Genomic DNA, 24,053 nt, shown 5'->3' on the forward strand with positions numbered 1-24,053 from the left:
GATGGGCGGGCTTGCCCTGTTCGGACAGGCGCTGGGCTTCGGCGGCACGGGCCTCTTCGGCGAGGCGGGCTTCTTCGGCGAGGCGCTGGGCTTCGGCGCGAACGCGAGCTTCCTCGGCGAGCCGGGCGGCTTCGATTCGAGCGGCCTCTTCGGCGAGGCGGGCTTCCTCTTCTGCGCGAAGGCGGGCCTCTTCGACCAGGCGGGACTCTTCCGCGAGCCGAGCCTCTTCCTCCGCACGCAGGCGCGCTTCTTCGGCCAGACGCGCTTCCTCTGCGAGTCGGGCTTCCTCGATCGCGCGAAGACGGGCTTCTTCCGCGAGGCGGGCCTCTTCGGCCAGTCGCGCCTCTTCTTCAGCACGAAGGAGGGTTTCTTCCGCGAGCCGAGCCTCTTCCGCTGCGCGAAGACGGGCCTCTTCGGCGAGCCGAGCCTCTTCCGCGAGGCGGGCCTCTTCGGCCAGTCGCGCCTCTTCCGCGAGACGGGCCTCTTCCTCCGCCCGCAGGCGGGCTTCTTCCGCGAGGCGAGCCTCCTCGGCCAGCCGCGCCTCCTCGGCCAGCCGCGCCTCCTCGGCCAGCCGCGCCTCTTCGGCTAGGCGAGCCTCCTCCGCAAGCCGTGCCTCTACCGCCGCACGAAGACGAGCTTCCTCTGCAAGCCGAGCCTCTTCTTCAGCACGAAGGCGAGCTTCCTCGGCGAGGCGAACTTCCTCGGCGAGGCGAGCTTCCTCCGCCGCACGCAGGCGCGCTTCTTCAGCCAGACGCGCTTCCTCAGCGAGTCGAGCCTCTTCAATCGCGCGAAGCCGAGCCTCTTCGGCCAAGCGCGCTTCTTCCGCCAGCCGGGCCTCTTCCTCTGCACGGAGTCGGGCTTCCTCCTCCGCGCGAAGCCGCGCTTCCTCCAAGAGGCGCGCCTCTTCATCTGCACGGAGTCGGGCCTCTTCCTCTGCGCGCAGGCGCGCCTCTTCGGCTAGGCGAGCTTCTTCCGCGAGCCGGGCCTCTTCGGCCAAGCGCGCCTCTTCTACAGCACGAAGCCGAGCCTCTTCCGCGAGCCGAGCCTCTTCTTCCGCACGCAGCCGAGCCTCTTCCGCGAGCCGAGCCTCTTCCGCGAGCCGAGCCTCTTCCGCGAGCCGAGCCTCTTCCGCGAGCCGAGCCTCTTCGGCCAGCCGAGCCTCTTCCGCGAGCCGAGCCTCTTCCGCGAGCCGAGCCTCTTCTTCCGCACGCAGCCGAGCCTCTTCGGCCAGCCGAGCCTCTTCCGCGAGCCGAGCCTCTTCCGCGAGTCGCGCCTCTTCGGCGAGACGTGCCTCCTCGGCAAGGCGAGCCTCTTCCTCCGCACGAAGCCGGGCCTCTTCGGCCAGACGCGCCTCTTCGGCGAGTCGTGCCTCTTCGGCTAGGCGAGCCTCTTCCTCCCCACGAAGCCGGGCCTCTTCGGCCAGACGCGCCTCCTCGGCGAGTCGTGCCTCTTCGGCACGAAGCCGTGCCTCCTCCGCGAGCCGAGCCTCTTCCGCGAGGCGGGCCTCTTCCTCTGCACGCAGGCGGGCTTCTTCCGCGAGACGAACCTCTTCGGCTAGGCGAGCCTCCTCCGCGAGCCGGGCCTCTTCTTCCGCACGAAGGCGAGACTCCTCTGCGAGTCGAGCCTCCTCCGCAAGCCGAGCCTCTTCGGCGAGGCGAGCCTCCTCCTCAGCACGAAGGCGAGCCTCCTCTGCGAGCCGAGCCTCTTCCTCCGCGAGAAGGCGGGCCTCCTCCGCCAAGAGAGCTTCTTCTTCGGCACGAAGCCGGGCCTCTTCGGCGAGCCGAGCCTCTTCGGCCAGACGTGCCTCTTCTTCACGAAGGCGCGCTTCCTCGGCGAGGCGGGCCTCCTCGGCGAGCCGGGCCTCCTCTTCCGCACGCAGCCGAGCTTCTTCGGCCAGACGCGCCTCTTCTGCCAGACGCGCTTCCTCCTCAGCGCGAAGACGGGCTTCTTCCGCGAGCCGGGCCTCCTCTTCCGCACGCAGGCGAGCCTCTTCGGCCAGGCGAGCCTCTTCCGCGAGCCGGGCCTCTTCCGCAAGTCGCTCTGCCTCAATGCGTGCCAGTTCCGCGAGCCGGGCTTCTTCCTCTGCTCGCAGCCGGGCTTCCTCGGCGAGGCGTGCTTCCTCTGCCTGTCGAGCCTCTTCAGCAAGGCGCGCTGCTTCGATTCGAGCGGCTTCCTCGGCAAGGAGGGCCTCTTCGGCGAGCCGGGCCTCCTCTTCCGCAAGCAGCCGAGCCTCTTCCGCGAGCCGAGCCTCTTCTTCCGCACGCAGCCGAGCCTCTTCCGCGAGCCGAGCCTCTTCCGCGAGCCGGGCCTCCTCGATCACGCGAAGGCGAGCCTCTTCGGCGAGCCGCGCCTCTTCCTCAGCACGAAGGCGGGCTTCCTCCGCGAGGCGTGCCTCTTCGGCGAGGCGAGCCTCTTCGGCAAGGCGAGCCTCTTCGGCAAGGCGTGCCTCTTCGGCAAGGCGTGCCTCTTCGGCAAGGCGTGCCTCTTCGGCCAGACGTGCTTCCTCTTCCGCACGAAGACGCGCCTCTTCCGCGAGCCGAGCCTCCTCTTCCGCACGCAGCCGAGCCTCTTCGGCCAGACGCGCCTCTTCCGCCAGACGCGCTTCCTCCTCCGCGCGGAGTCGAGCCTCTTCCGCGAGTCGGGCCTCCTCCGCAAGGCGGGCTTCCTCTATCGCCCGGAGACGTGCCTCTTCCGCGAGTCGGGCCTCTTCCTCAGCACGAAGCCGTGCCTCCTCCGCGAACTGGGCCTCTTCTGCAAGGCGGGCTTCCTCCTCTGCACGAAGGCGTGCTTCTTCGGCCAGCCGAGCCTCTTCCGCGAGTCGCTCTGCTTCGAGCCGCGCCAGCTCCGCGAGCCGAGCCTCCTCCGCGAGTCGCTCTGCTTCGAGCCGCGCCAGTTCCGCGAGCCGAGCCTCCTCCGCGAGTCGCTCTGCTTCGAGCCGCGCCTCCTCCGCGAGTCGCTCTGCTTCAACGCGAGCAAGCTCCGCGAGCCGAGCTTCTTCGGCCAGACGTTCAGCTTCAATGCGCGCCAGTTCAGCCAACCGCGCCTCTTCGGCGAGTCGCTCGGCTTCAATGCGCGCCTCTTCGGCGAGTCGAGCCTCCTCCGCGAGACGCTCGGCTTCAACGCGCGCCTCTTCGGCGAGTCGAGCCTCCTCCGCGAGACGCTCGGCTTCAACGCGCGCCTCTTCGGCGAGTCGAGCCTCCTCCGCGAGTCGCTCTGCTTCAATGCGCGCCAGTTCCGCAAGCCGAGCCTCTTCGGCGAGTCGCTCCGCTTCGAGCCGAGCAAGCTCCGCCAGCCGCGCCTCTTCCGCGAGCCGAGCCTCCTCCGCCAGCCGCTCCGACTCCAGCCGCTCCGCTTCGATGCGCGCCAGCTCCGCCAGCCGGGCCTCTTCGGCGAGCCGCTCCGCCTCCAGCCGAGCCAGCTCCGCCAACCGCGCCTCTTCGGCGAGCCGCTCCGCTTCAATGCGCGCCAGTTCCGCGAGCCGGGCCTCCTCCGCCAGCCGATCCGCCTCCCGCCGCGCTTCCTCCTCCGCCCGAAGCCGTGCCTCCTCCGCCAGCCGCGCCTCTTCCAGCGCCCGGAGCCGAGCCTCTTCCGCCAGCCGCTCCGCCTCGATGCGCGCCAGCTCCGCCAGCCGCGCCTCTTCCGCGAGCCGAGCCTCCTCCGCCAGCCGCTCCGCCTCCAGCCGCGCCAGCTCCGCGAGCCTCGCCTCCTCCTCGAGCCGCGCCGCCTCCTCGCGCCGGCGCGCCTCCTCGATGGCCCAGGCCTCCTCCTCCGCCTGCCGCAGCTCCTCCTCGCGCCGCAGCCGCTCGCGCTCGTCCCACTCCTCCACCGACAGGGCCTCGATGCGGCCCTCGCGCTCCAGCACCCGCAGCAGCGCCTGCTGTGCTCCCGTCAGCGACTCCGGCCTTCGGAACGCCCCCAGCGTCTCCAACAGGCCCCGCTCCGACGCATCCGTCAGCCACGGCTCGCACGCCGCCACCTCCGGGCAGCGGTAGACCCTCGCGGGCACGGGCTCACTGGGCGCCGGCTCCAGAGCCGCCCGCACCACCCGCACCCCCGCGATGGGCGCGAAATCCCCCACCGCGTCCACCGACTCCGCCTCGAAGTCCGCGCGCTCCGCGAGCTCGCTCAGCCGCCGCACCTGCGCCAGCACCTGCTGCTCGTGCACCACCGCGGGCCGCAGCCCGCTGTCCTCCAGCAGCTCCTCGTCCGGCGCCGCCGCCCCACCCCGCGCCCACAGCGCGTCCAGGGCGTCCACGCCCAACAGCCCGTTCTGGAAGAGCGCCTGCGCCGGCGTCTGGTAGCCGAAGCCCAGCTTCGCGCCCACCAGGTCGCCCTCGCGCAGCCACAGCGCGGACTCGCGTCCACCGGCGTGCAGCGTCAGCCGGCCGGTGGCTCGGGACTTGTGGGCGGCATACAGCGCTTCGGCGACCTGCGAGGCGGACATTCGGCCACGGAGTGTAGCCCGTCCCGCTCGCCCCTCAATTCGACGGCGGTGCCTGCCTGGCCGCCATCCCCAGCTGCACCTGCCGTAGCGCCTCGTAGGCGCCAATCCCCACCGAGGTCGAAAGATTCAAGCTCCGGCGCTCCGGCAGCATCGGGATGGTCACCGGCGTCCCCGTCCCCCCCTCCATCACCTCCGGCAACAGCCCCGTCACCTCCGAGCCGAACACCAGGTGGTCCCCCGGCTCGAACCGCGCCGCGTACAGCGACGTCTCCGCCCGGGCGGAGAACAGCCACCGCCGGGCCTGGGGGTACTCCGCTACATAGGCGTCGTAGGTCGGGTACAGCTTCAGGAACACCTTGTCCCAGTAGTCCAGCCCCGCCCGCTTCAGGTTCCGGTCGTCGATGGAGAACCCCAGGGGCTCCACCAGGATGAGCCGGCAGCCGGTCACCGCGCACAGCCGGGCCACGTTGCCGGTGTTGGGCGGAATCTGCGGGGAGACGAGGACCAGGTGCAGGGGGGACGCCAGGGGCTCAAGCATGGGATAGAACACCGGACATGCACTGGAGGGTGACCAACGAAACGCGGCAGCGGCTGCTCGCGGACCGCGCCGAACGCGCCGAGTCCTTCGTCCAGCGCTTCCAGGGGCTCATGGGCCGCGCCTCGCTGCCCATGGGGGGCGGGATGCACATCGAGCCCTGCAATTCCATCCACACCTTCTTCATGCGCATCCCCATCGACGTCGCCTTCCTGGACGCGGAAGGGCGCATCGTCAAGCAACTGTCCGCCATGCCTCCCTGGCGGACCTCGTCCATCTACTTCAAGGCCCGCTCCGTCCTGGAGCTGCCCGCCGGGGTCCTCCTGGCCAGCGGCACCCAGGAGGGCGACCGCCTGGTTTTCGGCCCCGGAGAGCCCCCGGGCGCCTAGGGGGCCGAGGGCTCGAGCCGTCCCACCCACCCGTACCCGCAGGGGGGAATGCTGGGACAGACGAGAGGTTTTTGACCCCTTTTGGAGCGCTTTGTTAACGTCGCGCCCCGATTTTCACGCCTCTCCCCGGAAGAGTCCCTTCGCATGCGCATCGAGGTCGCTGGCAGCACCCACGTCGGGATGAAGCGGAACCACAACGAGGACAACTACCTCGTGCTCCCCGAGGAGAACCTCATGGTCGTGGCGGACGGCATGGGCGGTCACTCGTCCGGGGAGATCGCCAGCCGCATCGCGGTAGACGAGCTGGGTGAGTTCTTCCGCCTCACGTCCAAGGACCAGGACGCCACCTGGCCCTTCAAGATGGACAAGCAGCGCAACTACGACGAGAACCGCCTGGCCACCGGCATCAAGCTGGCGAACGCGCGCATCTTCGAGCGCGCCACGGTGGACACCAAGTACAAGGGCATGGGCACCACCATCGTGTCCGTGCACTTCGCGGAGAACGGCGTCTACGTGGGCCACGTGGGCGACAGCCGCGTGTACTTCTTCCGCGGCGGGATGCTCCAGCAGGTGACGGAGGACCACTCGCTGCTCAACGACTACCTCAAGGCGAAGAAGCTCACGCCGGAGGAGATCGAGAACTTCCCCCACAAGAACGTGATTGTCCGCGCGCTGGGGATGAAGGAGCAGGTGCAGGTGGACGTCACCCGCGTGGATCCGCTGGAGAACGACGTCTTCCTGCTGTGCTCGGACGGCCTGAGCGGCATGATCACCGACGCGCAGATGCAGGACATCCTGTCGCGCACGCCGGAGCTGGAGAAGGCGTGCGGCCAGCTCATCGACCTGGCCAACGCGGCGGGCGGCAACGACAACGTCACCTGCGTGCTCGCGCGCTACCACGCCGCCTGAGGCAGCCGCCCCATCCGGCCGCGTGAAGGCCCGTGCTCCCCGAAGGAGCGCGGGCCTTTGCCTTGAGGAGTCCCCTTGTCCTGGAACCTGCTGACCGGCCTGCTGCTGATGACGGCCCCGCCTGACTTCTCCCAGCCCCTGGGAGGCCCGGGCGAGAAGGCCCCCGCGTCGGTCGCGACGCTCGTCTCGGACGGACAGCAGCTGGTGCTGGACGTGGACGTGGTGGACTCGACGCCGTCGGCCGCGACGGACGACGTGCACTCGGACCACGTGGAGGTGTGGTTCGGGCTGGAGGCGCCCGACGCGCTGATGCCTTCACGCGTCGTCACCACGTCCCCCGAGGGGAAGCTCTTCACGGTGAGAGACAAGGACGACCCGAAGGCGCTCGAGGCCATCATCCGCGACGAGTTCCCGGTGGACAAAGGCTGCGAGGAGGATCAGCGGGCCGTGCGCGAGCAGCTGGGCACGGCGCCCAAGCGGACGCGGGTGCTGCTGGGGCTCGCGCACCTGGGCTTCTTTCCAGACGGCCGCCCCCCCGTGCTCTACGACGTCGAGCGCTACCCGGGCCTGTCCCCGGCCCTGGGCGAAGGCGACGTGCGCTACGAAGTGCTGCGGACGGCCACGGGCTACCACGTGCGCGCGGTGCTCCAGCCCGGGGCGCTGCTGTTCGTCCCGAAGGACGGCGTGCGCACGTTGCGCGTCCGGGTGGACGCCATCGACGTGGGCGCCGCGGGCACGAAGGAGACGCTGCGCTCCACGCACCCGGCCCCGAAGTGGGGTGACGCGGAGACCCTGCGGACCGTGAAGCTCGCGAAGCCGCTCACGATGAAGCTGGTGGAGGGCCTTCCGGAGCTGGGGCGGCCCCTGACCAAGGCGCCCGGCGCGAAGCAGGCGTTCAATGAGCTGCCGCCCTACTTCCTGCGCACGGGGGAGACGTGGACCGGCGTGCGGGTGCTCCGCAAGGTCCCCTGGAGCACCGAGAGGCGGCACTGCTCCGTGACGCTCGACGATGTCACCGGATACAGCCCCCAGGCCAGTGTCTTCGGTCCGCCCACCCCGTTCGTGGGCGGTGACACCGCGAGCATCCAATTCAAGGCCCCGGGCGCCCCGACGACGCTGTACCTCGCCCGGGCGCCGGGCGACCTACGCGCCGTGCTGTCCAGCCAGGTGGTGGAGACGTTCCGGTTCAAGGACGGCACGCCGGGACTCGTGGAGCGGAGCGATGACCCCATGTATGGCCGCTACACGAACGGCCCCTGCGGCGGCGCGACCGTCGTCACGGTGCAGCTCGTGCGCCTGGAGAAGCAGGGGCCTAAGCGGACCGTCCTGCTGACCTGGGACGACTGCGGCAGCGGCATCTCGGACGGAAAGCAGCACTTGGCGCAGTACCCGGAGAGCGCCGACGAGGACATCATCCCGGAGCTCCACTGGGCCAGGCCGGGACAGAAGCTGCGCGTGACGTTCGGTACCCTCCTCACGCTGGAGGCCACCTGGAAACCCGATGGCTCCGGCGTGAAGGTGGAAACGGTCGCCGCCAGACCGTGATCAGCGCCCCGTCAGCGGCGCGGGCACCCGGTGCGGGCCCCACGCGAGCACCTCGGTGAGCGCTTCACCGGGGGACACCTGCGTCTCCTCGAACACGGCGCAGCGCTCGAGCCGCGCGCCCGGCCCCACCCTCGCTCCCGGACCCACTGACACGCCCGGGCCCACGGTGGCTTCCGCGTCCACCACGCTGCCCGCGCCCACGTAGGCGGGCCCGCGCACCGTCCCCGCGACGCGGGCCTCCGGGTGCACCCAGGCTCCGTCCGCTCCGGCCTTCAGCCCGTGAAACGGTGAGTCCTTCCCCAGCGCCTGCAACGGCACGCGCCCTTCGAGCACGTCCCGCACCGTGGCCAGGTAACGCGACGGCATGCCCAGGTCGGACCAGTACGCGTCCACCGCGTGGCCCCGCACCTGGAGCCCCGCCTGCATCACCCGCACGTAGACCTCGCGGTTGATGTCCTCGGGGCCTTCGGCCGTCATGAAGTCGAACACGCTGGGGGACATCACGTGCACGCCCGTGAAGTGCCACGGCTTCAGGCCCTCGCCGCCCGGCCCGTAGCCCGCGATGCGGCGCACCTGCCCGCCCGCGTCCGCCTCCACCGCCGCGTACTTCTCCCCCTCCGGCATGGGCAGCAGCACCATCGTCGCCACCGCGCCGGACTCGCGATGCGCCGCGACCACGGGCTTCAGGTCCACTGGGAAGAGGATGTCCCCGTTGAACACGAGGAAGTCCTCGCCGGAGAGGAAGTCGCGCAAGCCGCGGATGCCTCCGCCCGTGCCCTGGATGACCGGCTCGTGCACCACGTGCAGCGGCAGCCCCGCGCGCTCGCACTCCGCGCGGGCCACCGCCGCCATCGTGTCCGGCAGGTGGTGCGTGTTGATGCCCACCTCCGTCACGCCCGCCGCCTTCAACACCGTCAGGTGGTAGCGCAGCAGCGGCTGCCCGAGGAACGGCATGGCCGGCTTGGGCCAGCGCTCCGTGAGCGGACGCAGGCGCGTGCCCAGGCCCGCGCAGAGGACCATCGCTTTCATGGCTTCAGGCCGCCAGCTCGGGCACGTACTTCGCCACCAGCTTCTGCAGCGGCGCCAGCTCCGGCCGGCGCGCGAACGCGGCCTTCACGTAGCGCAGCGACGCCGGGATGGACACCAGGAAGCCCGGGTTGCCCTTCACGCGGTTGATGAACTCGAAGCGCCCCGCGTCCTTCAGCTTGCGCTGGATGGTGAGCAGGTCGAAGAACGCCTTGAACTCCCTGGCGTCGATCTTCTCCCCGCTCTCCTGCTCGAACGTGGCGATGTAGCGGTCCAGCATCGTGTCCACGAAGTCGCGGTCCAGCTCCACGTAGCTGTCGCGCAGCAGCGCCACCAGGTCGTACTGGCGCGGCCCCTGGAGCGCGTCCTGGAAGTCGATGACCACCAGCTCGCCCTCCTTCACCATGATGTTGCGGCTCTGGTAGTCGCGGTGCGTGAAGCCTCGCGGCGCGGCGGCCAGCTGCTTCGCGATGTCCCGGAACGTGGCGTCCAGCTCCGCGCGCTCCGCGTCCGTGGGCAGCTTGCCGCTCCAGGCCTCCAGGCCCCACTCGCGGAAGTGGTGCAGCTCCCAATCGTACAGGTCCTCGTCGAAGGCGCGCGTGAAGGCCAGGCACTCCGGGTCGCGCTGCTTCTCCGCCTGCACGCGCAGCTTCGCCAGCAGGTCCACCGCGCGCGTGTAGAGCGCCTGGTTGTGACGGCCCCCCTCCAGCGCGGACTCGAAGGTGATGTCGCTCAGGTCCTCCAGCACCATGATGCCGGCGGGCTCGTCGTAGCGGAGGATTCGCGGCACGCGCACACCCAGCTTCTCCAGGTAGCGGTGCACGTTGACGAAGGGCAGCTCCTTCGGGGGCTCGCCCTTGGTGGCCTCCTCGCTCTTCTTCGTCGCGTCCGGCGGCATCACCATCAGCACCCAGCTCTCCGGGGCGCTGCCGACGCGGTAGTAGGAGCGGTTGCTCGCGTCGCCCTTCAACTTCTTGATGGGGGCATCGGGGACGGGACGGCCAATGGCCTGTCCCACCTGGTCGCGAAGGGCGGCCTCAAGTTCCATGGGGGGCGGGTACTCCAGAGGGGGAAGGGAAAGACGCCCGCGAGTATCGGAGGCACGGCGCGGCGGGTCAAAGCCCGCGTGGGCCTCGCGTCCGGCGGCCGCCTGCCCTGTCGCCTACGCGACGAGGAGCCCCAGGAAGCCCCCACACGGTCGCGGCATCCTGCGTCAGGAAGGGCCGTGCCTTCGGGCATGTTCCCCCTGACAGGGCGGAGCACATATAAGGCCCCGACCCTCACTTTTTTCGGGAAGCCACGCACGATGGACATCCAACAGAACATCCTCACCGCCATTGGCCACACGCCGCTGGTGAAGCTCAACAAGCTCGTCGGTCCGAACGACGCCACCGTGCTCGTGAAGTGCGAGTTCATGAACCCCGGCGCGTCCATCAAGGACCGCATGGCGCTCTACATCATCGAAAAGGCCGAGCGGGAGGGGAAGCTCAAGCCCGGCGGCACCATCGTGGAGAACACGTCCGGCAACACCGGCATGGGCGTGGCGCTGGCCGCGGCGGTGAAGGGCTACAAGTGCATCTTCACCATGCCGGACAAGATGTCCCTGGAGAAGATCAACCGCCTGAAGGCCATGGGCGCCCAGGTCGTCGTCACGCCGACGAACGTTCCGGCGGAGGACCCTCGCAGCTACTACGAGACGTCCAAGCGCCTGGCCAAGGAGACGCCCGGCGCGTTCATGCTGAACCAGTACCACAACCCGGACAACATCGAGGCCCACTACCACACGACGGGTCCGGAGATCTTCCAGCAGACCGAAGGCAAGTTCGACTACTTCGTGTCCGGCCTGGGCACCGGCGGCACCATGAGCGGCGCCGGCAAGTACCTCAAGGAGAAGATCCCCGGCCTGAAGAACGTCGGCGTGGATCCGGAAGGCTCCGTCTACGAGGGCTACTTCAAGACGGGCAAGCTCACCGAGCCGCACGTCTACAAGGTCGAGGGCATTGGCGAGGACATGCTCTGCGGCGCCATGGACTTCAAGGTCGTGGACGACGTGCGCCAGGTCGATGACCGCATGTGCTTCAACGCCGCTCGCCGCCTCGCGCGCGAAGAGGGCATCTTCGCGGGCGGCTCGTCCGGCGCGGCGGTGCACGTGGCGGTGCAGTTGGCGAAGGAGGTCGGCAAGGGGAAGACCATCGTGGTCGTCCTCCCGGACTCCGGCAGCAGCTACATCAGCAAGTTCCACTCCGATGAGTGGATGCGCGACAACGGCTTCATGCAGGAGAAGGGCGCCGGCACGGTGCGCGACATCATCGGCGCGAAGCCCCGCGACCTGAAGACGGCCAAGCGCGGTGACCGCGTGGACCACGTGGTGGAGACCATGCGCAGCAATGGCATCAGCCAGATGCCCGTGGTGTCCGACGACGGGCGCGCCGTGGGCATGGTGCACGAGTACGACCTGCTCAACGCCCTGGTCGCCAACAAGGTGAAGTTCCAGGACGCCATCGACCCCATCGTCGCCCCGCTCCAGGGCGCCGTGTCCGCCGACGCCAGCATCGACCGGCTGCGTGAAATCTTCGCGCGCGACAACGTGGCCGTGGTGAAGGACGGCGAGACCGTCATCGCCATCGTCACGAAGATCGACCTCATCGACCACCTGCACCGCACCGCCGCTTAAGGCCGCGGGCGCGAGCGCCTGAAACACCGCGGGCCCGGAAGGAGGAGGACATCCTCCCTTCGGGCCCGTCGTGTTTCTCAAGCGGTGCTGCGGGTTCTTCAGAGTCCCGCGGGGTCCGGCTTCGTCAGGTCCAGGGCCACCATGTGGTAGCCCGGCCCCACGTGCATGAAGCCGAAGCGCTCCGCGCGGTTCTTGATGGCGTCCAGCTGCGAGTAGCCGAGGAGCAGCTTGAAGCCCTGTTTCCGGGCCTCGTCGCGGACGGCGGCGACGATGGCGTTGACGGCTTCGTTGCGGTCCTCCTTGGTCAGCCCGGGCGCGGCGATGATGCCTTCAATCAGCGCCACCGAGCTGTCCGTGCGGTACAGGAAGCCCGCCGCCTTCTCCGGCACCACGAAGCCGTATTCCGGCAGGGCCTCCGGCGTCATCGTCTCATCCCACGGCTTGCGCCACAGGTTGAGCAGTTCGTGGTGGACCTTGGGGTCGAAGCGGACGGGCTTCATGGACTAGGACAGGAACGTGGACATCTTCTGGGCGGCGAGCTCGGTCGCGTTGTTCATGCCCAGGTTGGTGAGCGGGTTGCTCTTGGTGGCCTTGAACAGGTCGCCGACGATGTCGGTGACCTTGCTCTTGCCCTTCGCCAGGTTCAGCGCGCCGGACAGCAGGCTGTTGCCGCCCGCGCCGTCCATCAGGCCGGAGCCGGCGAAGGCCCCCAGCGCGTTCTTGAGCACGCCGCCGCCCGGGATGAGGTCGGTGGCCGCGCCCAGCAGCGCCTGGAGGGGGTTCTTGCCCTGCATCAGACCGCTGGCGAAGCCCATCGCCGCGCCGAGCAGCGGGTTCACCGCCGACACGAACGGCTTGACGATGTCCATCACCTTGCCGAGAGCCTTGCCGATGCCACCCATGGTCTGATCCTTTTCGTGGAGGGCCGCGCGGGCCCTCGAAGTGAGACTGACAGTGGGATTCTCGGAGGAACGCCGGAGAAGTTTCCGGTTCCGGGATTATCCGAGTGACCCACCCCAAAGCCCTGTGATTCCAGGGCCTTGGAGGGACGTTTCAGCCCCGGATGGGGCCCTTCTTGGCTTCCGCCGGATCCACGGCGGTCCCGGGCTTGGGGGCCACGGTCTGGCCGGGCTTGGCGGTGGCACCCAGCGCGGCGCTGTAGCGCTGCTCGTGGCTCTTGTCGCTGCTGAAGCCGTCGCGCTGCTGGGCGGGGCTGATGGCGATCTCCCCGTCGATGATCTTCTGCAGGTGGGTGCCAATCTCCTCCACCGTGGGGATCTTCGGGTCGCGCGCCTTCAGCTCCTCGTCGGGGATGATCTCCAGCTGGGGCGGCTTGTCCGGGTGGATGGCGTAGTCGAGGATCTTCTCCACGTACTGCGCGACGGGGATCTTCAGCATCTCCGCCTGCTGCTGCACGTCGGCATCCGCCAGCAGCTCCGCGCGCACCACTTCCACGGGACGCTTCAGCCGGCTGGGCGCCGGAGGAGGAACGACCTCATTGGTGTTGGACATGGGCTTCTCCTTTGGGCGTATTGGTAACCCAGGTCAGCCCCGGAACTCAAAGTGTGGGTTCCCCGGCGCGGAAAAAGGGGCTGAACCGTCAGGGGGACGGAGGGCGGCGAGCGAAGAGGGCGTTGGCCAGCTCCGTCATCACCACTTCGCCATTCTGGTTCACGACCTCCAGGCGCAGCTTGAGCGCGCCGCGGTCCGGCTTGCTCGTGGAGGGCTTCGCCTCCAGCGTCTCGATGCGGATCCGCAGCGAGTCACCGGGGCGCACCGGCTTCTTCCAGCGCAGCTCGTCCAGGCCCGGCGAACCCATGCCGGCGGCCTGGCCCAGCAGGCCCTCCACCATGAGCTTGTGGCAGATGGCGGCGGTGTGCCAGCCGCTGGCGATGATGCCGCCGTAGATGCTCTTGCCGGCGGCGTCCTCGTCGATGTGGAAGGGCTGGGGGTCGAACTGGCGCGCGAACGCGATGATCTCCTCGCGCGTCACCACGTACGGCCCCCGCTCCATGATTTCGCCGACGGGGAAGTCCTCGAAGTAGCGCATGGTGTCCCTTCTGTGGGTGCCGGGCCCGCCGGCGGTTCAGCCCTTCCCTACCCTCCGGCGGGTCTCGCGGCTACTGCGGAAGCGGCTCTTCAGGGTCGGCCACGGACTCCGGCGTGTCCGCGGGCGGAACGGGGCCACGCAAGGCCGGCTCCGCGCGGTCGTCCGTGGGGCCCGGCGGCGTGTCGTGCGCCTCCTCCGCCGCGGCTTCATCCGCCTCCAGCGCGCTGGCCTGGACGCCGCGGACCGAAGCCTTGGCCAACGTCTTCTTGAGCGTCAGCGTGTCGCGCACGGTGTTGCTGGAGGTGATCAGCCGCGCGGTGAGCGTGCCGCCGTCCACCGTCACATCCAGGAAGCCGTAGGCCTGGTTGTCGCGCAGCGCGGTCCACGCGGGCTGGCTGGTGGCGAAGGGCCTCAGCGTGGCGCCGCCGCTGCCCACCACCAGGTACGGAATGCCGCGCTGGGTGCCGGAGGCCACGTTGTCGCCGTACATGGGCTTGCTGCGCTCGTAGTCGTGATCATGCCCGGTGAGCACCAGGTCCACGCCGTACTTCTCGAACAACGGGCCGAACTGGCGGCGCATGGTGAGCTGCGAGCCGTGCTCGCCGCTGGACCACGACGGGTGGTGGAAGAAGGCCACCGTCCACGGACGCGTGTTCGCGGCCAGGTCCGACTCCGCCCACGCCTTCTGCGCCGCCAGCGTGCACCGGTCCGCGGACGCCAGGCCCACCGCGCAGTTGGAGTCCAGGGAGATGAAGTGCACCGGGCCCCAGTCGAAGGAGTAGTAGCGCTCGGAGCCCTGTGGGTTGTTGGCCGGCAGGTACATGTTGTCCAGGTAGGGCTGCCCCTGGTTCGTCACGTACTCGTGGTTGCCGGGAGTGGCGAACATGGGCACTTCGCGCAGCAGCCCGGCCATGGGCTTGAAGAGGTGCTCCTGGAACTCCGCGTCCGTGCCGTTCGGGTACGCGTTGTCGCCCAGGGCCAGCAGCAGCTCCGAGCGCCACTGCGGCGTGTTCATCACCGCCATCACCTTCGCCTGCATGCTGCCGCCGGTGCCGAAGTCACCCATCGCGGTGAAGTGCGCCTTGGTGGCCGAGGACGTCGTGGACGTCTGGAACCCGCGCAGGCCCGTCTTGCTGCCGCAGGCCTCCACCACGTAGCCGTAGGTGCGGCCCGCGGACAGGCCGTCCAGCTTCACCGCGTGGCGCGTGCCGGACATGCCCGCGCTGACGGAGGACGTGAGGCTGGTGCCCTCGCCGTAGCGCACCGTGGGGTTGCAGGTGCTCGCGGTGCGGAAGGCCACGATGGCGGACGTCTGCTTCACGCTCTGGAGGTATGGCAGGCGCGGCAGCGTGGGGCCGGAGTCGCTGGAGGACGGCGGCGCACTGGCCGCGCACGCACGGACCTCCGCGATGGAGTTCCAGTCGTTCACCGTGTTGCCGTTGACGGTGATGCGCACGTAGCGCGCGCTGCGCGAGGAGAACGCCACCGTCTGCGCGGACGCATTGAGCGCGCTGTCACCCGCGTACGCCTGGGTGAAGGTGCCGCCGTCGGTGGACGTGGAGACGATGAAGTGGTTCTGGCGCTCGTTGCCCCGGTGCCACGCGATGGTGGTGCCCGTGAGCGTCTGCGCCGAGCCCAGGTCCATCTGGAGCCAGACGCCCGTCCCCTGCGCGCTCCAGCGCGTGGAGAGGTTGTCGTCCTGCGTGTTGCCGGGAACGTTGCCGTCGTCACCGCTGGCCGTCACCGTCTTCGTGACGAGCTGATTGCAGTTGGACGCGGAGAGCGACTCCGGCAGCGCGGCCGGAGGAACGTCGGAGTCAGTGGGAACGGGCGGAGACTCGCAGCCAGTCGCGAGCCACGCGCCCAGGAGGCAGGTGGGGCCAAGCAGTCGGTTACGCATCGCGCCGGAAACGTTGTGTACCAACCAACATTCCCCCTGCCCCGGAGGGCAGGCCAGGCCGCCTGGAGCGCGAGCGAGCGCCGGGGACTACTTCACGCGGTCGAGCGCCTGCGCGAGGTCGTCGATGAGGTCCTGCGCGTCCTCGATGCCGACGGACAGGCGGATGAAGCCGTCCAGGATGCCCAGCTTCTCACGCATCTCCTTGGGGACGGAGGCGTGGGTCATGATGGCGGGGTGCTCGATGAGGGACTCGACGCCGCCCAGGGACTCGGCGCAGGCGAAGACCTTCACCGTCTTGAGGAAGGTGCGCGCCGCCTCCAGGCCGCCGTGGATGTCGAACGTCAGCATGCCGCCGAAGCCGGTCATCTGCTGCTTCGCGAGCGCGTACTGCGGATGCGTCTCCAGGCCCGGGTAGGTGACCTTCTTCACCTGCTTGTGCGTGGACAGGTACTGGGCCACCTTCATCGCGTTCTGCGCGTGGCGGTCCATGCGCACGTGCAGCGTCTTCACGCCGCGCAGCACCAGGAAGCTGTCGAAGGCGCCGGACACGCCGCCCACGGCGTTCTGCAGGAAGTACATCCGCTCGGCGATGTCATCGCGGCTGGTGCAGACGAAGCCGCCCACCACGTCGCTGTGGCCGTTCAGGTACTTCGTCGTGGAGTGCGCCACGACGTCGAAGCCCAGGTCGAGCGGCTTCTGGAAGTACGGCGTCATGAACGTGTTGTCCGCGACGGAGATGATGCCGCGCTTCTTGGCGACCTCGGCGATGCGCGCCAGGTCGATGAGCTTGAGCATCGGGTTCGTCGGCGTCTCCACCCAGACCATCTTCGTCTTCGGGGTGATGGCCGCCTCGAAGTTCTCCGGCTTGGAGAGGTCCACGAAGGAGAAGTTCAGGCCGGAGCGCTTGAACACCTTGTCGAAGATGCGGAAGGTGCCGCCGTACACGTCGTCGGAGACGATGACGTGGTCACCGGCCTCCAGCATGTGCATCAGCATGTCCGTGCCGGCCAGGCCGGACGCGAACGCGGCGCCGTACTTCGCGCCTTCCAGCGCGGCCAGGCAGTCCTGCAGCGCCTTGCGCGTGGGGTTCTGCGTGCGGCTGTACTCGTAGCCCTTGTGCTCCCCCGGTCCGTCCTGGACGTAGGTGGAGGTCAGGTACACGGGCGTCATGATGGCGCCGGTGGTGGGATCCGGCTCCTGGCCGGCGTGGATGGCGAGCGTGTCGAAGCGCATGGCTTCGCGAACTAACACAGTCCCACCGGCCGCGCAGCGTTCCCAGCCTGCTCCGGAGTCGTCCTACTCGAAGCGGCCGTGCCGGCCCGCTCCTTTCGCGAAGCGCGTGGCCCCCGGGATGGACTCCGACTGGAGCACCTTCACCCCGCCCTGGAACTCCTGGCGCATCGCGTCTTCGAAGGCCAGGTCGCCCTGGGCATAGGCGGAGGCCCGGTCCGCGTTCATGCAGGCCTGGGGGAAGGCGGCGACTTGAGCGGCCAGGGCCTCCGCGGCGCTCCGGGCCTCGCCCTTCGGCACCACGCGGTTGACCAGGCCCATGCCCAGCGCCTCGGCAGACGACACGGGGCGGCCGGTGAGGATGAGGTCCAGGGCGCGCGACAGGCCAATCAGCCGGGGCAGGCGCACGGTGCCTCCGTCGATGAGTGGCACACCCCAGCGCCGGCAGAAGACGCCCAGCACCGCGTCCTCCTCCGCCACGCGAAGGTCGCACCACAGCGCCAGTTCCAGGCCGCCCGCCACCGCGTGGCCGCTGATGGCCGCCACCACCGGCTTGGACAGGCGCATGCGCGAAGGCCCCATGGGCCCGTCGCCGTCCGGCTCCAGGCGCAGCAGGCGCCCTTCCGACACGGCCTTCAGGTCCGCGCCCGCGCAGAAGGTGCCCGCGTCGCCGTACAGGACGCCCACGCGCGCGTCGGGGTCCGCGTCGAAGGCACGGAAGGCGTCCGCCAGCTCGCGCGCCGTGTCGGCATCCACCGCGTTGCGGACCTCCGGCCGGTGGAGGATGACGGTGGTGACGGGGCCGTTCTTCTCGACGCGCACGCTCATGGGCCGTGGTTTTCCCCCGCCCCCGGGGCGGCCTGCAATATGAGGGGAGCCATGGCGGACGAAGGCAATCAGGAGACGCAGGGCGCGGGCATGTTCGAGAACCGCCTGCGCAAGAACGCGAAGCGCCTGCGCAAGTGGGCCCGCGCGCAGGGGCTCACCGCCTTCCGCGTCTATGACCGGGACATCCCCGAGTACTCCTACGCCGTGGACGTCTACGGCGACCACGCCCACGTCGTGGAGTTCCCGCGCCGCAAGGCCCACGCGAAGGGCGCGAACGCGGACGCGGACCGCGCGGAGGTGCTCGCCGCCGTCACCGCCGTGCTGGGCGTGCCGCCCGAGCGCACGTCCGTGAAGACGCACACGCCCCAGCCCTGGGGCCGCTCGCAGTACGGCCGCGTGGGAGAGGGCAGCGAGCGGCTGGTGGTGGAGGAGCAGGGCCTCAAGTTCTGGGTGAACCTGGGCGACTACCTGGACACCGGCCTCTTCATGGACCACCGCAACACCCGCGCCCGCGTGCGCAGCGAGGCCAAGGGGAAGCACTTCCTCAACCTCTTCGCCTACACCGGCGCGTTCACCGTGTACGCGGCGGCGGGCGGCGCGGCGGGCAGCGTGAGCGTGGACCTGTCCAACACGTACCTGGACTGGGCGGAGGACAACCTGGTCCTCAACGGCCTGGCGGATCCGCGCCACGTGCTCATCCGCGCGGACGCGAAGGCGTGGCTGGAGGACCAGGCGAAGCACGGGGACGACAAGTACGACCTCATCGTCTGCGACCCGCCGTCGTTCTCCACGTCGAAGAAGATGTCGGGGAACTTCGACGTGCAGCGCGACCACGTGCGGATGATGGAACACCTCCGGGCGCTCATGGCCCCCGGAGGCGTCCTCTACTTCTCCACCAACTTCCTGGGCTTCGAACTGAAGGACTCCGCGACCCGGGACATGGCGCAGGTGGAGGAAATCACCCCCCGCTCCATCCCCGAGGACTTCCACCGCAAGGAGATCCACCGATGCTGGCGCATGGTGGCCCCCTCGCGGTGAGCTTCATCCGCTGACGGCTACAGCCAGCAGACGTTGTCCTGGCAGCGCTCGCCGGACGGGCACTCGCAGTTGGCCTGGCAGACCTTGCCGGAGCCGTGGTTCACCGGCTTGCACTGGCCGCTGTTGCAGGCCTGGCCCGCCGGGCACTCGCAGTTGGCGCGGCACACGGTGCCGGACGTCCCCGCGTCGTTCGACGGCTGCGGCGGAGGCAGCTTGCACTTTCCGCTGGTGCAGACCTCACCGGACGGGCACTCGCAGTTCACCGTGCAGGACCAGTTGCTGCCCGAGCCCGCGTCCGGCACCGGCGCCTTGCAGTAGCCGCTCGTGCACACCTGACCGGAGGGGCAGTCGCAGTTGGCGAGGCACGCCTGGCCCGGGTCCGGCTGCGGCGACTTGCACTGGCCGCTGTTGCAGACCTGGCCCGCCGGGCACTCGCAGTTCGCCGTGCACTGGCCGCCGGACGGAATGGGCAGGCAGTAGCCCACTTCGCACTTGGTGTCCGCCGAGCACTCCGTCGTGGAGGAGCAGGGCGCACGGCACTGGCCGTTCACGCAGTCGCGGCCCGAGGGGCACTGGGCCTCCGTGGTGCACGCGTTCGGGTCCGTCGGCGGCTTCTGGCACAGGCCCTGGACGCACAGGCCACCCGGGCCGCACTTGTCGTCCCTGTCGCACTGCTGACGGCACGCGCCGTTGATGCAGTAGTGGTCCGCGCCGCAGTCAGAGTTGACCCGGCAGACCGCGGTGCCGGCGTCGGAGCCCGCGTCCGGCTTGGTGCCGCCGTCCGTGCCCGCGTCCGGCTTGGTGCCGCCGTCCGAGCCCGCGTCCGGCTTGGTGCCGGCATCCGGCTTGGTGCCGCCGTCCGTGGTGCCCGCGTCCGGCTTGGTGCCGGAGGAGGTACAGAAGTTGTCCTTGCAGCGGCCGTTCGCGCCACATTCCGAGTCGCGGTAGCACGACTGGGCGCACCAGCCGTTGATGCACATCTGCGTGCCGGGACACTCGCTGGAGTAGACGCAGTTCTTGGAGTCGGAGTTCAGGTCCCAGCAGCTACCGGAGTGACAGTACTGGTTCGAGCCGCAGTCGGACGTGGTGGAGCAGCCGTAGCTGGAGTCGTAGTCGTCGTCGGGCCAGTACCCGCCGCCGTTCGTCTCCAGGATGCAACCCGACAGCAGGCCTAACAGCGCAAGGAACGGCACGACCAATGTGCCGCGAAGCGTGATGTTCCTCATGAGTGGGGGCTCCAAAGAAGGGGATGGGTCCGGACCGGCCACCGGGGGGGTCATCCGATTTCGAGAGCCTTCGACGCAAGAGGGGGCCAGATTGATCAAATAATTTTGATCTTTTTTCGTCTCTCCGGAGACCCAGGGGCACGGAGGCAGTGTGCTCGTCTGGACCACCACTACAGACTGGAGGGCGTTCCTGGAGGAAGGGGACGTCCGGCGTCGCCCTGAAGGAGAAGGCCTGGTGTTCAGCCGAGGAGCGCGCACGTGGGCGTCCGCGGTCCCGCCGGAGTCCGGCGTGGACGTGGCGGACGCGCGTGGCCCGGCTTCCGCGGACGAGGCCCGCCTGCGGCTCCTGGTCCAGCGGGTCCAGCAGGGGGACCTGACCGCCTTCGAGCAGCTCTACGAGGCCACCAAGCTGGACGCGGCGCGCACCCTGCGCCACCTGGTGGGAAACCGCGTGGAGGTGGATGACCTCCTTCAGGAGACCTACCTGCGGCTGCTCACGGCGGTGAAGGGCTTCCGGGGGGAGTCTCGCTTCAAGACGTTCCTCTATCGGGTGTGCGCCAACGTGGCGCTCAGCCATCTGAGGTGGAAGCGGCGCCGGCCGGAGGACTCCTTCGCGGACCCGCCGGAGATGGTGGCGACGGGGGAGGACCCGGAGCGCGCCGCGGAGCGTCGTCAGGCCGCCCGGCTGGTGGAGGCGGCGCTGGAGAAGCTCAAGCCCAAGAAGCGCATCGTCTTCGTCTACGCCGAGCTGTGCGGCATGAGCCCGGACGAGATTGCCCTCGCCGTGGGAAGCTCTCCCAACACCGTGCGCAGCCGCCTGCACCACGCGAGATTGGAGTTCACCGAAGCCATGCAGCGTCTGGTCGTCGCCCGGCCGGTGGGAGGCTCCCATGGCCGGTCATGAGACACAGGCCCTGTGGGCGCTGGCCGCGGGCGAGCTGGATGCCGCCGGCAAGGCCCGGGTGGAGGCGCACGTGGCGGAGTGCGCCGCGTGCGCGGCGGAGTGGCAGCGCGTGGTGGAGGCCCGGGCGATGCTGCACACGGCGCGCTCGGTGGAGCCCTCCGTGCGGTGGGAGGAGACGGGGGCGAAGCTGAAGGCAGCCGCGGCGAAGCGGATGGCGGTGCCCGAGCGGCGGTTCCTGTCGCCCTGGGCGATGACGCTCGCGGGGGCCTGCGCCGTCGCGCTGGTGGTGTGGCTGGGTGGGGCGCGCTGGAAGCAGGATGGGAACACGACGCCCGTCGCGGTGCGGACTCCTCCTTCGAAGGCGGTTTCCGGCACGAAGGATTCCCACGCTCCGACGGAGGAAGCGGTCGCGGCCCGTCCAGAGGTGGCGCCCGCGAAGCAGGAAGCGGTCGCGGCGCATTCGGAGGCTGCGTCCACCACGGAGGCGGAGCGCGTCACCGGCGCGGTGGTGCGGGAGGCCACCGGTGCGGAACATGCGCTGGCGGCCGGGATGCGGCTGCGCTCGGGCATGGCGGTGCGGACGCCTCCGAAGGCGTCGGCCGTGCTGCGGCTTCCGGATGAGAGCCGCGTGCGTCTGTCGGCGGGCTCGGACGTGGTGTTTGCCCGCGCGGAGTCGAACGCCGTGCACCTGACCGTCCAGCAGGGACGGCTGTCCGTGAATGCCTCGCATGCGCGGCGCGACGCGTTCCTCGTGGAGTCCGCGGGCCTGCGGGTGTCCGTCGTGGGGACGGTCTTCTCCGTGGAGCGCACGGCGGCCGGAGCCGCGGTGGCGGTGCTCGAAGGACGCGTGCGCGTGGACGCGGAGGGGCAGCCTCCGCGCTTCGTGGACGCGGGCGAGCGCGTGGAGCTCGCGGGCACGGGTGAAACCTTGAAGCCTCGCGCGCTCTCCGCCGGAGACCGGCAGGCGTTCCGGGACCTGCGGGCCGCGGAGCCCGGTGCCGTGGTCGCGAGCGTCGTGCCCGCGAAGAAGGGACCGTCACGCGTCGAAGTGAGCCCGTTTGTTGCCACCCGCGACACACCCGCGGAGGCGCGCACGCCCGCGGCCGGCACTCCGTCCGAGGAGAACAACGCCGCGCCGTCGCAGGCCGTCGCCCAGAAGACGCCCGGCACCCCGCCCGGGGAGAACAAGGCCTCGTCGTCGCAGGCCGTCGCGCAGAAGGCGCCCGAGGCTCAGCCCGGGGAGAACAACGCCGCGCCGTCGCAGGCCGTCGCCCAGAAGGCGCCCGAGGCTCAGCCCGGGGAGAACAGCGCCGCGCCATCGCAGGCCGTCGCCCGGAAGACGCCTGATGCTCAGCCCGGGGAGAACAACGCCACGCCGTCGCAGGCCGTCGCCCAGAAGACGCCTGATGCTCCGGCTCCCGAGGCGCCTCGCACCGCCGTCGCCCAGGCCCCCGCGGTGCCCTCGCCAGGCGAGGCCCTGGCCCAGGCGCACGCTCCCAACACGGAGATTCCCCAGGCCGTGCATCCGCGCGAGCCCACCCCGTCTGACGACTTCGCGCCCTACCCTGGCGCTTCAGCGGGTTCGCTCGCGTCCTCCGCGCCCGTGCCGGGCGCCGTGCAGGCTCCCTCCATGGCTCCGGCCACGCCCGCGGAGCCGCGCAAGCGCAAGACGCTGGGAGCGCTCGTTCCGGGCGGACTGATGTCGGACGACTCCGACGAGCGCTTCCTCGGCTACGCCAAGGTGCAGACGGCCCCCACCACGTGCGGGCAGTTCCTCGTGGGACTGGGGGAGATCGCCGCCGCCAGCCCTCGCACGAACCACCGCGAACAGGCCCGCATCCTGCGCGGCCGCTGCCTCAACAGGCAGCACCTGCCCGCGGACGCGGAGGACGAGTTCCGCCAGTACCTCCGCGAGTTCCCCAACGGCCGCTACGCCACCGAGGCCCGCATCGCCCTGGGCATGTCCGCCGAACCCGAGCCCGGCGCCCCCGCGAAGGCCCCCGCGCCCATGCCGGCTCCCACGCCCGTGACACCTCGCTGGAACGGCTCGCCCCAGCGCGTACCCGTCAGCCCCGGGGTTCCTCGTCGCTGGTGAACTCCGCGTCCACCTCGCCCCCTTCGCTCCGGGGGCGGCGGAAGGTGGCGGGGCCTTCTTCCGAGGGCGAGGGCTCCACCTTCGCGGGCGTCTCCTGCTCGTCGAAGCGCCGGGCTTCCTCGAACGGATCCACTCCCGGAACAGGCCCGACCTGCGTGAACCGCACGGTGCCCGACCGCAGCGTCTTCTCCAGCGAGCGGCGCACCCGCGCCGTCACCCAGCGGCGCACCGGCGGCACCATCAGCGAGAGCCCCATCAGGTCCGAGATGAACCCCGGCGCGATGAGCAGCGCGCCGCCCACCATCACCAGCACGCCGTTGAGCAGGCCCTCCTCGGGCACGCCGCCGCCGGCCATGGCCTCGCGCCAGTTGCGGAACACCTTCTCGCCCTGCCTCCGGGCGATGAGGCTCCCCAGCACGGCGGAGACCGCCAGCAGCGCGAGCGTGGACCCCAACCCGATGTGATGCCCCAGGGTAATCAGCAGGTACAGCTCCGCCAGGGGCAACAGGATGCAGACGATGACGAGGGCCTTGAGCACGCTGGCACGTTAACGCCAGATTCACTCCAGCGCTCATTGCTGGACGGACACGCCGTGTCTTCCGCCCTCCAGGGTCCCCGGCGCCCCCCGGCTCACTCCCCGTTGAGCTTCTCCATCAGGAAGCGCATCACGAAGAAGAGGAGGGCGAAGCCGCCCACCGCGAAGAGCACCAGCCGCGACGACAGCGACATGCGCTCGGACGGCAGGCCCAGCGACTGCACCCGCTCGGCCCGGTCCATTGCCTCCGCCAGGCCGGGGGTGATCTCCATGGGCTTCGCGGTGCGCCGGTAGTGCTCCGTGCGCAGGTACTGCTCGACCACCCGCTCCGTGGCGGAGCCCGTGAGGACCTCTCCCAGCTGCGGGTCGAATAGCCGGAGCTGAGCCTGGTGGGCCAGCCCGGCGGCCTCCGTGAGGACCTCGCGGATGAGCTCTTCACCGTCCACCAGCGGCACGCGCAGCTCCGCGCCCACCACCCGCTTGCCGTCGCGCAGGGGCAGCACCTCCACGGTGCCCACCCCCAGGTCCCACTCGCGCACACCGTCCGAGCGGTCGGTCCCCGGGCGTGCCGCCAGCAGGGCGTCCACCCGGGCCATGTCGAAGGGGGCGCCTTGGGTCCGCGCCTGAAGGACCAACTCGTAACTCACGTGGGTTGCGAGTATACGCCGCGCGGTTGCTCCCGCCTCTTTCCCCCCGAGACGCCTCGATGAAGCCCACCTCTCCCC

Annotated in this window: 20 protein-coding genes and 1 pseudogene; 7 read left to right on the plus strand and 14 right to left on the minus strand. The window is 70.0% G+C overall.

What is annotated here, in order from left to right; genetic code table 11:
- Positions 1 to 4,444, minus strand: a pseudogene (locus D7Y15_RS32235) (hypothetical protein); the annotation flags it as partial.
- A 34-nt stretch (positions 4,445 to 4,478) separates the two neighbouring features.
- Positions 4,479 to 4,982, minus strand: coding sequence for a tRNA (cytidine(34)-2'-O)-methyltransferase (locus D7Y15_RS32240; RefSeq protein ID WP_120600063.1), 504 nt, complete (start codon positions 4,980 to 4,982; stop codon positions 4,479 to 4,481).
- A 17-nt stretch (positions 4,983 to 4,999) separates the two neighbouring features.
- On the opposite strand from D7Y15_RS32240, the gene D7Y15_RS32245 reads away from it, so the two are divergent.
- From D7Y15_RS32245 to D7Y15_RS32255, 3 genes are all read left to right on the plus strand, one after another.
- A complete protein-coding gene (locus D7Y15_RS32245) occupies positions 5,000 to 5,368 on the plus strand; it encodes a DUF192 domain-containing protein (RefSeq protein ID WP_120578599.1) in 369 nt (122 codons plus the stop codon).
- Between the two features lie 144 nt (positions 5,369 to 5,512).
- Positions 5,513 to 6,277 carry a Stp1/IreP family PP2C-type Ser/Thr phosphatase gene (locus D7Y15_RS32250; RefSeq protein ID WP_120578600.1) on the plus strand — a complete coding sequence of 255 codons (765 nt, stop codon included), beginning with the start codon at positions 5,513 to 5,515 and terminating at the stop codon, positions 6,275 to 6,277.
- A 75-nt stretch (positions 6,278 to 6,352) separates the two neighbouring features.
- Positions 6,353 to 7,822 carry a hypothetical protein gene (locus D7Y15_RS32255; protein ID WP_121754978.1) on the plus strand — a complete coding sequence of 490 codons (1,470 nt, stop codon included), beginning with the start codon at positions 6,353 to 6,355 and terminating at the stop codon, positions 7,820 to 7,822.
- On the opposite strand, the gene D7Y15_RS32260 is transcribed toward D7Y15_RS32255, so the two are convergent.
- Complete coding sequence (locus D7Y15_RS32260) at positions 7,823 to 8,851, minus strand: NDP-sugar synthase (RefSeq protein WP_120578602.1); 1,029 nt, start codon at positions 8,849 to 8,851, stop codon at positions 7,823 to 7,825.
- A gap of 4 nt (positions 8,852 to 8,855) precedes the next feature.
- Positions 8,856 to 9,896 carry an aminoglycoside phosphotransferase family protein gene (locus tag D7Y15_RS32265; RefSeq protein WP_120578603.1) on the minus strand — a complete coding sequence of 347 codons (1,041 nt, stop codon included), beginning with the start codon at positions 9,894 to 9,896 and terminating at the stop codon, positions 8,856 to 8,858.
- 258 nt (positions 9,897 to 10,154) lie between these two features.
- On the opposite strand from D7Y15_RS32265, the gene D7Y15_RS32270 reads away from it, so the two are divergent.
- Positions 10,155 to 11,522, plus strand: coding sequence for a pyridoxal-phosphate dependent enzyme (locus tag D7Y15_RS32270; protein ID WP_120578604.1), 1,368 nt, complete (start codon positions 10,155 to 10,157; stop codon positions 11,520 to 11,522).
- A gap of 98 nt (positions 11,523 to 11,620) precedes the next feature.
- On the opposite strand, the gene D7Y15_RS32275 is transcribed toward D7Y15_RS32270, so the two are convergent.
- The 7 genes from D7Y15_RS32275 to D7Y15_RS32305 all read right to left on the minus strand — a co-directional run bounded on the left by D7Y15_RS32275 (position 11,621) and on the right by D7Y15_RS32305 (position 17,530).
- Positions 11,621 to 12,022, minus strand: coding sequence for a hypothetical protein (locus D7Y15_RS32275; RefSeq protein WP_120578605.1), 402 nt, complete (start codon positions 12,020 to 12,022; stop codon positions 11,621 to 11,623).
- Positions 12,023 to 12,025: 3 nt separating this feature from the next.
- Entirely contained in the window at positions 12,026 to 12,424 is a 399-nt protein-coding gene (locus D7Y15_RS32280; protein WP_120578606.1) for a hypothetical protein, read from the minus strand.
- Between the two features lie 151 nt (positions 12,425 to 12,575).
- Positions 12,576 to 13,034, minus strand: a complete 459-nt coding sequence (locus D7Y15_RS32285; protein WP_120578607.1) for a hypothetical protein — start codon at positions 13,032 to 13,034, stop codon at positions 12,576 to 12,578.
- Between the two features lie 88 nt (positions 13,035 to 13,122).
- On the minus strand, positions 13,123 to 13,572 hold the full coding sequence (locus tag D7Y15_RS32290) for a MaoC family dehydratase (protein WP_121754979.1): 450 nt from the start codon (positions 13,570 to 13,572) through the stop codon (positions 13,123 to 13,125).
- Positions 13,573 to 13,642: 70 nt separating this feature from the next.
- The gene (locus D7Y15_RS32295) at positions 13,643 to 15,472 is read right to left on the minus strand and encodes a discoidin domain-containing protein (protein ID WP_121754980.1); all 1,830 of its coding nucleotides are present in this window, start codon (positions 15,470 to 15,472) and stop codon (positions 13,643 to 13,645) included.
- A gap of 87 nt (positions 15,473 to 15,559) precedes the next feature.
- Entirely contained in the window at positions 15,560 to 16,705 is a 1,146-nt protein-coding gene (locus D7Y15_RS32300) for a cystathionine gamma-synthase (protein WP_120578610.1), read from the minus strand.
- 63 nt (positions 16,706 to 16,768) lie between these two features.
- A complete protein-coding gene (locus tag D7Y15_RS32305) occupies positions 16,769 to 17,530 on the minus strand; it encodes a crotonase/enoyl-CoA hydratase family protein (protein WP_121754981.1) in 762 nt (253 codons plus the stop codon).
- A gap of 51 nt (positions 17,531 to 17,581) precedes the next feature.
- Between D7Y15_RS32305 and D7Y15_RS32310 the strand changes: the two genes are divergently transcribed.
- Positions 17,582 to 18,568, plus strand: coding sequence for a class I SAM-dependent methyltransferase (locus D7Y15_RS32310; protein WP_120578612.1), 987 nt, complete (start codon positions 17,582 to 17,584; stop codon positions 18,566 to 18,568).
- Positions 18,569 to 18,585: 17 nt separating this feature from the next.
- Here D7Y15_RS32310 and D7Y15_RS32315 read toward each other — a convergent pair whose 3' ends face one another.
- A complete protein-coding gene (locus D7Y15_RS32315) occupies positions 18,586 to 19,794 on the minus strand; it encodes a Dickkopf N-terminal cysteine-rich domain-containing protein (RefSeq protein ID WP_121754982.1) in 1,209 nt (402 codons plus the stop codon).
- 235 nt (positions 19,795 to 20,029) lie between these two features.
- Between D7Y15_RS32315 and D7Y15_RS32320 the strand changes: the two genes are divergently transcribed.
- Positions 20,030 to 20,698 carry an RNA polymerase sigma factor gene (locus D7Y15_RS32320; protein WP_121754983.1) on the plus strand — a complete coding sequence of 223 codons (669 nt, stop codon included), beginning with the start codon at positions 20,030 to 20,032 and terminating at the stop codon, positions 20,696 to 20,698.
- The gene (locus D7Y15_RS32325; RefSeq protein WP_121754984.1) at positions 20,685 to 22,793 is read left to right on the plus strand and encodes a FecR domain-containing protein; all 2,109 of its coding nucleotides are present in this window, start codon (positions 20,685 to 20,687) and stop codon (positions 22,791 to 22,793) included. The genes D7Y15_RS32320 and D7Y15_RS32325 overlap by 14 nt, the downstream gene beginning before the upstream one ends.
- Here the strand turns inward: D7Y15_RS32325 and D7Y15_RS32330 are convergent.
- Positions 22,765 to 23,331: an FxsA family protein gene (locus D7Y15_RS32330; protein ID WP_120578616.1), complete on the minus strand. Its 567-nt coding sequence runs from the start codon at positions 23,329 to 23,331 to the stop codon at positions 22,765 to 22,767. The genes D7Y15_RS32325 and D7Y15_RS32330 overlap by 29 nt on opposite strands.
- A gap of 92 nt (positions 23,332 to 23,423) precedes the next feature.
- Positions 23,424 to 23,924 (minus strand): hypothetical protein, encoded by a 501-nt coding sequence (locus D7Y15_RS32335; RefSeq protein ID WP_148712920.1) that lies wholly within the window; start codon positions 23,922 to 23,924, stop codon positions 23,424 to 23,426.
- Positions 23,925 to 24,053: the final 129 nt, after the last annotated feature.

The sequence above is a fragment of the Corallococcus sp. AB030 genome, from assembly GCF_003668965.1.
GTDB lineage: Bacteria > Myxococcota > Myxococcia > Myxococcales > Myxococcaceae > Corallococcus > Corallococcus exiguus.

What these genes read in the sequence shown, in the direction of transcription:
- D7Y15_RS32240 (WP_120600063.1), bottom strand. Translation starts at nt 4,982, where the DNA reads ATGCTTGAGCCCCTGGCGTCCCCCCTGCACCTGGTCCTCGTCTCCCCG.
- D7Y15_RS32245 (WP_120578599.1), top strand. Translation starts at nt 5,000, where the DNA reads ATGCACTGGAGGGTGACCAACGAAACGCGGCAGCGGCTGCTCGCGGAC.
- D7Y15_RS32250 (WP_120578600.1), top strand. Translation starts at nt 5,513, where the DNA reads ATGCGCATCGAGGTCGCTGGCAGCACCCACGTCGGGATGAAGCGGAAC.
- D7Y15_RS32260 (WP_120578602.1), bottom strand. Translation starts at nt 8,851, where the DNA reads ATGAAAGCGATGGTCCTCTGCGCGGGCCTGGGCACGCGCCTGCGTCCG.
- D7Y15_RS32265 (WP_120578603.1), bottom strand. Translation starts at nt 9,896, where the DNA reads ATGGAACTTGAGGCCGCCCTTCGCGACCAGGTGGGACAGGCCATTGGC.
- D7Y15_RS32270 (WP_120578604.1), top strand. Translation starts at nt 10,155, where the DNA reads ATGGACATCCAACAGAACATCCTCACCGCCATTGGCCACACGCCGCTG.
- D7Y15_RS32275 (WP_120578605.1), bottom strand. Translation starts at nt 12,022, where the DNA reads ATGAAGCCCGTCCGCTTCGACCCCAAGGTCCACCACGAACTGCTCAAC.
- D7Y15_RS32280 (WP_120578606.1), bottom strand. Translation starts at nt 12,424, where the DNA reads ATGGGTGGCATCGGCAAGGCTCTCGGCAAGGTGATGGACATCGTCAAG.
- D7Y15_RS32285 (WP_120578607.1), bottom strand. Translation starts at nt 13,034, where the DNA reads ATGTCCAACACCAATGAGGTCGTTCCTCCTCCGGCGCCCAGCCGGCTG.
- D7Y15_RS32290 (WP_121754979.1), bottom strand. Translation starts at nt 13,572, where the DNA reads ATGCGCTACTTCGAGGACTTCCCCGTCGGCGAAATCATGGAGCGGGGG.
- D7Y15_RS32295 (WP_121754980.1), bottom strand. Translation starts at nt 15,472, where the DNA reads ATGCGTAACCGACTGCTTGGCCCCACCTGCCTCCTGGGCGCGTGGCTC.
- D7Y15_RS32300 (WP_120578610.1), bottom strand. Translation starts at nt 16,705, where the DNA reads ATGCGCTTCGACACGCTCGCCATCCACGCCGGCCAGGAGCCGGATCCC.
- D7Y15_RS32305 (WP_121754981.1), bottom strand. Translation starts at nt 17,530, where the DNA reads ATGAGCGTGCGCGTCGAGAAGAACGGCCCCGTCACCACCGTCATCCTC.
- D7Y15_RS32310 (WP_120578612.1), top strand. Translation starts at nt 17,582, where the DNA reads ATGGCGGACGAAGGCAATCAGGAGACGCAGGGCGCGGGCATGTTCGAG.
- D7Y15_RS32315 (WP_121754982.1), bottom strand. Translation starts at nt 19,794, where the DNA reads ATGAGGAACATCACGCTTCGCGGCACATTGGTCGTGCCGTTCCTTGCG.
- D7Y15_RS32325 (WP_121754984.1), top strand. Translation starts at nt 20,685, where the DNA reads ATGGCCGGTCATGAGACACAGGCCCTGTGGGCGCTGGCCGCGGGCGAG.
- D7Y15_RS32335 (WP_148712920.1), bottom strand. Translation starts at nt 23,924, where the DNA reads ATGGCCCGGGTGGACGCCCTGCTGGCGGCACGCCCGGGGACCGACCGC.